General features: G+C 68.6%; 6 protein-coding genes and 1 tRNA gene. 3 read left to right on the forward strand and 4 right to left on the reverse strand.

Translation table 11 applies throughout. The annotated features are described in order from the left end of the window. Window positions 1-55: 55 nt before the first annotated feature. Entirely contained in the window at window positions 56-1,483 is a 1,428-nt protein-coding gene (locus D0Z08_RS29415; RefSeq protein WP_118928851.1) for an NAD(P)/FAD-dependent oxidoreductase, read from the forward strand. Between the two features lie 60 nt (window positions 1,484-1,543). Here D0Z08_RS29415 and D0Z08_RS32455 read toward each other — a convergent pair. Continuing rightward, a tRNA-Asp gene (locus D0Z08_RS32455) sits at window positions 1,544-1,613 on the reverse strand. Between the two features lie 372 nt (window positions 1,614-1,985). Here D0Z08_RS32455 and D0Z08_RS33240 point away from each other — a divergent pair. Further along, a complete protein-coding gene (locus D0Z08_RS33240) occupies window positions 1,986-2,195 on the forward strand; it encodes a creatininase family protein (RefSeq protein ID WP_245994635.1) in 210 nt (69 codons plus the stop codon). Here D0Z08_RS33240 and pntB read toward each other — a convergent pair. The 3 genes from pntB to npdG all read right to left on the reverse strand — a co-directional run bounded on the left by pntB (window position 2,180) and on the right by npdG (window position 5,967). Then, window positions 2,180-3,688 (reverse strand): Re/Si-specific NAD(P)(+) transhydrogenase subunit beta, encoded by a 1,509-nt coding sequence (gene pntB / locus D0Z08_RS29425; RefSeq protein WP_118928852.1) that lies wholly within the window; start codon window positions 3,686-3,688, stop codon window positions 2,180-2,182. The genes D0Z08_RS33240 and pntB overlap by 16 nt on opposite strands. A gap of 6 nt (window positions 3,689-3,694) precedes the next feature. After that, the gene (locus D0Z08_RS29430; protein ID WP_118928853.1) at window positions 3,695-5,224 is read right to left on the reverse strand and encodes a Re/Si-specific NAD(P)(+) transhydrogenase subunit alpha; all 1,530 of its coding nucleotides are present in this window, start codon (window positions 5,222-5,224) and stop codon (window positions 3,695-3,697) included. Window positions 5,225-5,298: 74 nt separating this feature from the next. Next, window positions 5,299-5,967 (reverse strand): NADPH-dependent F420 reductase, encoded by a 669-nt coding sequence (gene npdG / locus D0Z08_RS29435; RefSeq protein ID WP_118928854.1) that lies wholly within the window; start codon window positions 5,965-5,967, stop codon window positions 5,299-5,301. A gap of 446 nt (window positions 5,968-6,413) precedes the next feature. Here npdG and D0Z08_RS29440 point away from each other — a divergent pair, with 446 nt between their 5' ends. Beyond that, the gene (locus tag D0Z08_RS29440) at window positions 6,414-8,411 is read left to right on the forward strand and encodes an MFS transporter (protein WP_182481574.1); all 1,998 of its coding nucleotides are present in this window, start codon (window positions 6,414-6,416) and stop codon (window positions 8,409-8,411) included. Window positions 8,412-8,603: the final 192 nt, after the last annotated feature.

Consider the following 8,603-nt stretch of genomic DNA (forward strand, 5'->3'; position numbering starts at 1 on the left):
CGCGGGCGGTGAGAATTCGGCAGACTGCCATCGAGGCACCGGCGGAAGGACTCACATGGCCAGGCACCACGTCGTCGTCATCGGATCGGGATTCGGCGGTCTATTCACCGCGAAGGCGCTCAGACGCGCCGATGTCGACGTCACCCTCATCTCGAAGACGACGCACCACCTCTTCCAGCCGCTGCTCTACCAGGTGGCCACGGGGATCCTGTCGCAGGGCGAGATCGCGCCACCCACGCGGGAGGTCCTCGCGCGCCAGAAGAACGTCCGGGTCATCCTGGGCACCGTCGACGCGATCGACGTCAACGCGCAGACCGTCACCTCCCACATCAGCGGCCGGATGACCATCACCAAGTACGACTCCCTGGTGGTCGCGGCCGGGGCCGGCCAGTCCTACTTCGGCAACGACCAGTTCGCCGAGTTCGCCCCCGGGATGAAGAGCATCGACGACGCGCTGGAGCTGCGCGGCCGGATCTTCGGGACGTTCGAGCTCGCCGAGGTCGCCGAGACCGAGGACGAGATCACCCGGCAGCTGACGTTCGTCGTGGTGGGCGCGGGTCCCACCGGTGTCGAGATGGCCGGCCAGATCGCCGAGCTCGCCCAGCGGGTGCTGCGGCACGACTTCCGCGCCATCAACACCCGCGAGGCCCGGGTGCTGCTCGTCGACGCCGCACCGCAGGTGCTGCCGCCCTTCGGGTCCAAGCTCGGCGAGGTGGCCAAGAAGTCGCTGGAGAAGCACGGCGTCGAGGTCGTGCTGGGGGCGATGGTCACCGAGCTGGATGAGCGCGGCGTGACTCTCGCGTTCAAGGACGGTACGACGCAGCGGGTCGAGAGCGCCTGCAAGGTCTGGGCAGCCGGCGTCCAGGCGAATGCGCTCACCCAGACCCTCTCCGACCAGACCGGCGCACCGCTGGACCGGGCCGGGCGGATCAGCGTCAACCCGGACCTGACGCTGCCGGGCTACCCGGAGATCTTCGTGATCGGCGACATGATGGCGCTCGACAACCTGCCCGGTGTCGCCCAGGTCGCGATCCAGGGCGCCAAGTACTCCGCGAAGACGATCACCCGCCGGATCGACGGCAAGGACCCGCTCAAGCCCTTCAAGTACTTCGACAAGGGCTCGATGGCCACCATCTCCCGGTTCAGCGCCGTGGTGCTCGTCAAGAAGCTCCGGGTGTCGGGATTCCTGGCCTGGCTGATGTGGCTCGCCCTGCACCTCGTCTACCTGACCGGCTTCAAGAACCGGCTCACGGCGCTCGGGCACTGGGCTGTCAGCTTCCTCGGCCGCGGGCGGGCGGAGCGGGCCGTCACCGAGCAGCAGGTCTACGCCCGGCGCGCGATCGAACGGATCCAGGGCGGCACCAAGTCGCTCGCGTCCTCGCCGGAGGAGTGGAACCGGGTGCGCCTCGCGCTCGAGCACCAGGCCGTCGAGGAGGCACGGCTGACGGACGAGCAGCAGCGCGGCGTACCGACCAACGCCTGACCGACGTCCGCAAAACGAGGACAAGCCCGGATCGATGATCCGGGCTTGTCCTGTCTCCTGCGACCCCGACGGGACTCGAACCCGCGGCCTCCGCCGTGACAGGGCGTTCCGTGGCCTGACGGCGGTCGTCGACTGGCGTTGAGATCCGACGAAACCGCAGGTCAGATGGGGTGTAGCGCCGTTGCAAGCGCTGGGCGTCGTTGGTCGTCAACGGAACTGAGACGGGACACAGACGGGACGCGGCCCCCGAATCGAGGTCGCGCGACGCAGGGGGCGCTGTACCCCTGTAGATCCTGGTGTCAGTCATCCAGTTTGCCGTTCGGACCTTCCCAGGCAGTACCAGGGGAACGTTGCCGCGGAGGACGGGCAGTTGATGGCCATCGATGGTCACCGCCGGAAGAAGCGGCCTGACCTGCGCAAACACACTCGCCGGCTGGCCGGTGGTTGTTGGCGAGAGCCGGTCGCGGCTGGACCTCTTGCGGACCATTTGCGGACTGCGGACGTGTCGGTTCACAGCACGCTCGAAGTCTGCGAGCAACACGGTCCGCACCTGCCCCTGGGCACCGACACCGCGATCGCCACCGCCGTCGCGGTCGGGGCAGCGGAGGTCCTCGGGTGTCGTGGAATGGAGGCGATCGTCGCTCCCGCGCTCTGCGGCGCCGCGGCCGACGACCTGCTCCTGAGGGAGCTGGCGAGCTACCTGGAGACCTGAGGCTGCCTCATGTGATCGTCATGCCCCCGGCCGGCGGGGAGATGGTGGATGATCTCGTCGACCTTGGCCTTGGCGTCGCCGAAGAGCATCCGGGTGTTGTCGCGGAAGAACAGGGGGTTCTGGACGCCGGCGTAGCCGGTGGCCATGGACCGCTTGAATACCACGACCTCGTGGGCGCGCCAGACCTCAAGCACCGGCATGCCGGCGATCGGGCTGGTGGGGTCCTCAGCAGCGGCGGGGTTGACGGTGTCATTGGCGCCGATGACGAGGACGATGTCGATCTCGGGGAAGTCCTCGTTGATCTCGTCCATCTCGAGCACGATGTCGTAGGGCACCTTGGCCTCGGCCAGCAGCACGTTCATGTGGCCGGGCAGCCGGCCGGCGACCGGGTGGATCCCGAACCGCACGTCGACACCCCTGGCGCGCAGCTGGGCAGTGAGCTCGGCGACCGGGTACTGAGCCTGCGCCACCGCCATGCCGTAGCCCGGCGTGATGATCACCGATCGCGCGTCGGCGAGGAGCTCGGCGCACTCGTCGGCGGTGATCTCGCGGTGCTCGCCGTAGTCGGTGTCGTCAACCGCGGTCGCGCCCTGGCCGAAGCCGCCGGCGATGACCGAGATGAAGGAGCGGTTCATCGCCTTGCACATGATGTAGCTCAGGATCGCACCCGAGGAGCCGACCAGGGCGCCGATGACGATCAGCAGGTCATTGCCGAGCATGAAGCCGGCCGCGGCCGCGGCCCATCCGGAGTAGCTGTTGAGCATCGACACCACGACCGGCATGTCGCCGCCGCCGATCGCGGCCACCAGGTGGAAGCCGAGCAGCAAGGCGAGGGCGGTCATGACCAGCAGCGGGACGATGCCGGCGCCGATCTCGCCGTCGCCGAACGTCGCCTCATCGCCGACGAACCAGACACCGAGGGCCACCGAGACCACGATGATCGCGAGGTTGAGCAGGTGCCGGCCCGGCAGCATCAGCGGCGAGGACTTCATCCGCGCGCTGAGCTTCAGGTTCGCCACGATCGAGCCGGTGAAGGTCACCGCGCCGATGAAGACGCCCACGTAGACCTCGACGTCGTGGATGGTGCCAAGGGCGTCGTGACCAGGGCCGTGGTCGAGGAAGGAGTTGAAGCCCACGAGAATGGCGGCGAGACCTACGAAGCTGTGCAGCATCGCGATCAGCTCCGGCATGCCGGTCATCTCGACGGTGCGCGCCCTCCACGCGCCGACGACCGCGCCGACGGCCATCGCCACCAAGATGATCACCAGCGTCACGCCGAGCCCGCGGCCGTAGCCGAGGTCGGCGTTCCGCGCGGCGAGCACGAAGGTGGCGAGCAGGGCGATGCCCATCCCCACCATCCCGGCGATGTTGCCGCGCTTGGCCGTCTCGTGCTTCGAGAGCCCGGCGAGGGCGGCGATGAAGCAGACCGCCGCGATGATGTACGCCGCCTGGATCAGGCCGGGCAGCCGGTCGGAGGTCAGGAAGTCGCTCATTGGTCGTCAGTCCTTCCGGAACATCTCGAGCATGCGCAGTGTCACCAGGAAGCCGCCGAAGATGTTGATGCTCGCGATCAGTACGGCGACCGCGGCCAGCGCGGTTGTGACCGCGTTGGCGCTGCCGACCTGGAGGATCCCGCCGACGAGGATGATCCCGGAGATCGCGTTGGTCTCCGACATCAGCGGCGTGTGCAGCGCGTGCGCCACGTTGGAGATCACGTAGTAACCCACGAACACCGCGAGCACGAACACGGTGAAGTGGTTGAGGAACTCCGACGGCGAGTAGGCGGCGGCCAGCGCGAACAGGCCCGCGGCTAGCCCGGCGGCGGCGTACTTCCGCCTCGGGTCGGGCGGCGGTTTCGGTGCCTCCGGCTCCGGCGCCGCCTTCTGTGCGACCTGCGGTTGCGCGGACACCTGCACCGGCGGCGGCGGCCACATGCTCTCGCCGTCCTTGACCGCGGTCAGGCCGCGCTGCACCACGTCGTCCATGTCGAGGGTGAGCTGCCCGTCCTTCTCCGGGGTCAGCAGCCTGAGCAGGTTGACGACGTTGGTGCCGTAGAGCTGCGAGGTCTGCGCCGGCAGCCGACCGGGGAGGTCCGTGTAGCCGAGGATCGTCACCCCGTTGTCGGTGACCGTCCGCTCGCCAGTGACGGTTCCTTCGCAGTTGCCACCGTTGGCCGCGGCCATGTCGACAATCACGCTGCCCGGACGCATGTTGGCGATCGTCTCGGCGCGGATCAGCTTCGGCGCCGGCTTGCCCGGGATCAACGCGGTGGTGATCACGATGTCGGCCTGACGGGCCTCCTCGTCGTACATCGCTGCCGTCGCGGCCTCCTGCTCGGCCGTCATCTCCTTGGCGTAGCCGTCGGCGCTGACCTCGGCCTCGAACTCGACCTGCGCGAACGCCGCCCCCATCGACTCGACCTGCTCGGCCACCTCGGGACGGACGTCGAAGGCGCGGACGATGGCCCCCATCGCAGACGCCGCGCCGATCGCCGCGAGGCCTGCCACGCCCGCACCCACCACGAACACCCTTGCCGGCGGGATCTTGCCCGCAGCGGTCACCTGGCCGGTGAACATCCGGCCGAACTCATGGGCGGACTCCACCACCGCGCGGTAGCCGGCGACGTTCGCCATCGAGGACAGCACGTCCAGCGACTGCGCGCGTGAGATCCGCGGCACCGCGTCCATCGCGAGCGCGGTGACGCCCTGCGCCTGCAGCTTCTCGACGAGCTCCGGGCTGCGCGCGGGCGCCATCATCGCGATCACGGTCGCACCCTTGTGCAGCCGCTCGATCTCGTCGTCGGTGGGAGCGTTGACTTTCACCACGACGTCGGCTTCCCACGCGTCCTCACAGGTGCCGATCCGGGCACCGGCCCCCTTGAAGGCGTCGTCGGCCTGGTCCGCCGCCTCGCCAGCGCCGGTCTCCACGACCACCTCGTAGCCGAGGCCAACCAGCTGCGACACGGTCTTCGCGGTCGCGGCGACCAGGGTTTCCCCGGGCTTGGACTCGCGGGGGATGCCGATCTGCATCGCCGTTCCTCTCACGCTGACTGCTCGAATACGGTCGCGGGTGGTGCTGCCCAGCCGGGATCGGTGGCCACAGGTCAGCCCTGGTCCACGCCGGTGATCGCGACACCCGATCGGGTCCTGTACCGCTTGTTCATGCTGATCAGCACTGCGGTCAGCGGCTCCAGCTGCCGCGCGAGGCGCAGCGCGCCCGCATCGATGCCGCGTTTGCCTGTGACGGACACCGCCAGGTCCTGCACGACGGACTTGGCTTCCGAGTCGTCCCCGCACACCAGCACGTCCTCGTGATGCAGCGGGTCGGGGGTCTTCCACAAGGACAGCGCAGCCACGTGGTGGAAGGCACCCACCACCCGGGCCGTCGGCACCAGGCGCTGCGTCTCCTGCGCCGCCGACTCCTCCAGGACCAGCCCGTACGGCCCGCCCGCGTCGAATCCCAACGGGTTCACACAGCTGATGACGATCTTGCCTTCCAGCCCACCGGCCAGGCCGGTGACCAGGTTGGCATGACCCTCCCACGGCACGGCGAGCAGGACCACGGACGCCTTGTCGACCGCCGCAGCATTGTCGGCACCGACGACACCCGGCGAGCCGATCTTGTCGTTGATCTCGTCGGCCTTCTCCGAAGCTCGCCCTGCATCGCGCGACCCCAGCACGACATCGTGGCCCGCGAGGGCGAACCGGTACGCGAGACCGCGACCCTGAGGTCCGGTCCCCCCCACCACGGCAATGCTGAGAGAGGCATTCATGAGAGGTCTCCTTCGGATCAGGTGGACGGCGACGCGTGAGGCGGCGGGACTTCGAGAGCCCCTACGTCGGACGGCTCGCGGTCGCTCGACTCACGACACCGAAGTGCCCGCCGACACCACGAGCACCACAACAGAACGACCACTACGTGGGCGCCCATCGGACCAGATCGTTGTCGTTCTGATCTGCCACGACCCTACGGGAGTTCGCGGGTTCTGAACAGATAATCGTCCAAATATTCGGACAAATCTTCGGCAATCTCTGCGGATGGCCTACAGTGAGCACCTGAGGGTCACGAGGTCATGAGGTCTGGCCTCGCTTGAGAGTGCCAGCTCGCCGAGTGCTTGTCGGGACTACGAGGCTGCCCATGGCGACAGGCCGACGCGTTCGAATGGTCGCACTGGCGCTGGGTCGATTTCACCGAGTCTCGGCCAACGGAGGTGATGGGGTGGTCGCTCCGACCGCCGTACCGCTGAGCGCCTCGCAGCCGCAACCCGAGGCTCCCACGATCAACTCGGCTCTGGTTGTCACGACCCTCTCGCTGTGCGGCATCGTGGTCGCGCTGCAGCAAACCCTGCTCCTGCCGCTGCTGCCTCTCTTGCCCCGCCTCCTCGACACCACGGCGGACACCGCCTCCTGGTTGGTGACGGCCACCCTGTTGACCGGGGCGATCGCAACCCCGACGATCTCGCGGCTGGCCGACATGTACGGCAAGCGGCGGATGATGGTGATCGCGTTGGCGGTGTCGGTGCTCGGCTCTTTGGTGGGAGCCTTGAGCACGGCGCTGCCGCTGCTCCTGGGCGCTCGTGCGCTGCAGGGCGTCGGCATGGCGCTGATCCCCGTGGGCATCGCGATCATGCGCGACGAGCTGCCGCGCGAGCGCCTCCCCCTCGGCGTCGCCCTCATGAGCGCCACCCTCGCTATCGGCGCTGGCGCCGGCCCACCCTTGTCCGGCCTGATCGCCGAGCACTTGGACTGGCACGCCATCTTCTGGCTCACCGGCGTCGTCGGCATCCTGCTGCTACTCGTCACCCTCGCTGTCCTTCCCGAGTCGCCGGTCCGGACCCGGGGCACCTTCGACGTGCGCGGCGCCGTACTCCTCTCAGTCGCGCTCACCGCCGTCTTGCTGGTGCTCTCCAAGGGAGGCCAATGGGGGTGGGGATCGCCGAGAACCCTCGGCTTGGGGGCTGCCGGGCTCGTGCTCCTCGCGGTCTGGGGGCCAGTGGAGCTCCGCACGCCGAACCCTCTGGTCGATCTACGGGTGGCCGGGCGCCGCGCTGTCCTGCTCGTCAACGCCGCGTCCGCTCTTTCCGGGTTCGCGATGTTCGCCAACATGCTCCTCACGATGCTGTTCCTCCAGCTACCGACCAAGTCTGGCTACGGCCTCGGGCTCGACATCCTTGCCACCGGTCTCTGGATGACCCCGAACGCAGCGGCCTTCGGCCTGATGGCACCGGTGTCAGCCTTGCTCACACGTCGGTTCGGCCCCCAGGTCACGATGCTCAGCGGTGCCGCAGTCATGTCCGCCGCCTACGTCGGCCGGGTCTTCTTCAGCGATGACCTGGCCCAGGTTGTCATCGGCGCTGTCGTCGTGAGCATCGGCACAGCGATGGTGTTCGGCGCGCTGCCGATGCTGATCATGCGCGCTGTCCCCGTCACCGAGACCGCTGCGGCGAACGGGCTCAACGTCCTGCTTCGTACCCTCGGCACCTCTACCGCCAGCGCGAGTGTCGCCGCCGTCGCGGGCGCCTCGATCGTCGCCGTCGGCGGGCAGGTCCTGCCCAGCAGTCAAGGGATCACCCTGCTGCTGTGGCTCTCCGCTGGCACCGCTCTCGGCGCAGCGCTACTCGGCATTCCCATGCTGCGCATGCGCGACTTCGAGGCCGATGCCGACCGCGGGGGCACGGCGACCACGGGTCGACCTTCGAAGGTCGTCCGCGGCCAAGTGCTCTCGCCGTCCTCCCACCCGATCTCCCGCGCCGTCGTCACGATCCTCGCCCCCGACGGCAAGCAGGTCGACTGGGGACAAGCCGACTCCGAGGGCCGGTTCAGAGCCGCCATCCCGGCCAGCGCGGACTACCTGGTGGTGACCGCCGCGGACGGCTGGCAACCTCGCTCACAACTGCTCCACCTCGACAGCGAAGCTCCCCTACCGCCGATCGTGCTCCGCGACCGACTCACTCTCACAGGGACGATCACCGACGCCGAGGGTCAAGCGGTCAGCAACGCGCTCGTCGTCCTCACCCGCAACACCGGCGAGACCGTCCTGGCTTCCCGCAGCGACCACGACGGTCGCTACGAGATGCCGCGGCCCGCGAACGGGCGCTACGTGCTGACGGTCGTCGCTGCCGACGGGGCGATCGGTGCACGGCCGGCCCCCGTGTGGGAGGCGGCGCGAAGCGTAGATCTCACCCTCGGCACACCCCTGTCGAGACCCGCCCGCTAAGCATCAGACGCGAATGCCGCGGCCGGCGGGCAGCAGACGGTTACCACCCTTCTGGCCTGGTACGACTAGGGCGTGTCTCCTAAGTCGCGAGCCAGATGGTGATGGCGCGTAGGACAACGGCTCCTCGGTAGACGGCGGCGAGCTTGTCGTAGCGGGTTGCGATCCCTCGCCACTGCTTGTGGTCGTTGAACG

It is taken from the genome of Nocardioides immobilis (assembly GCF_003515065.1).
In the GTDB taxonomy this organism is placed as follows: domain Bacteria; phylum Actinomycetota; class Actinomycetes; order Propionibacteriales; family Nocardioidaceae; genus Nocardioides; species Nocardioides immobilis.

Bases quoted from the DNA above. Each gene is read 5' to 3' on its own strand.
- D0Z08_RS29415 (WP_118928851.1), top strand. From the start codon at position 56: ATGGCCAGGCACCACGTCGTCGTCATCGGATCGGGATTCGGCGGTCTA.
- pntB (WP_118928852.1), bottom strand. From the start codon at position 3,688: ATGAGCGACTTCCTGACCTCCGACCGGCTGCCCGGCCTGATCCAGGCG.
- D0Z08_RS29430 (WP_118928853.1), bottom strand. From the start codon at position 5,224: ATGCAGATCGGCATCCCCCGCGAGTCCAAGCCCGGGGAAACCCTGGTC.
- npdG (WP_118928854.1), bottom strand. From the start codon at position 5,967: ATGAATGCCTCTCTCAGCATTGCCGTGGTGGGGGGGACCGGACCTCAG.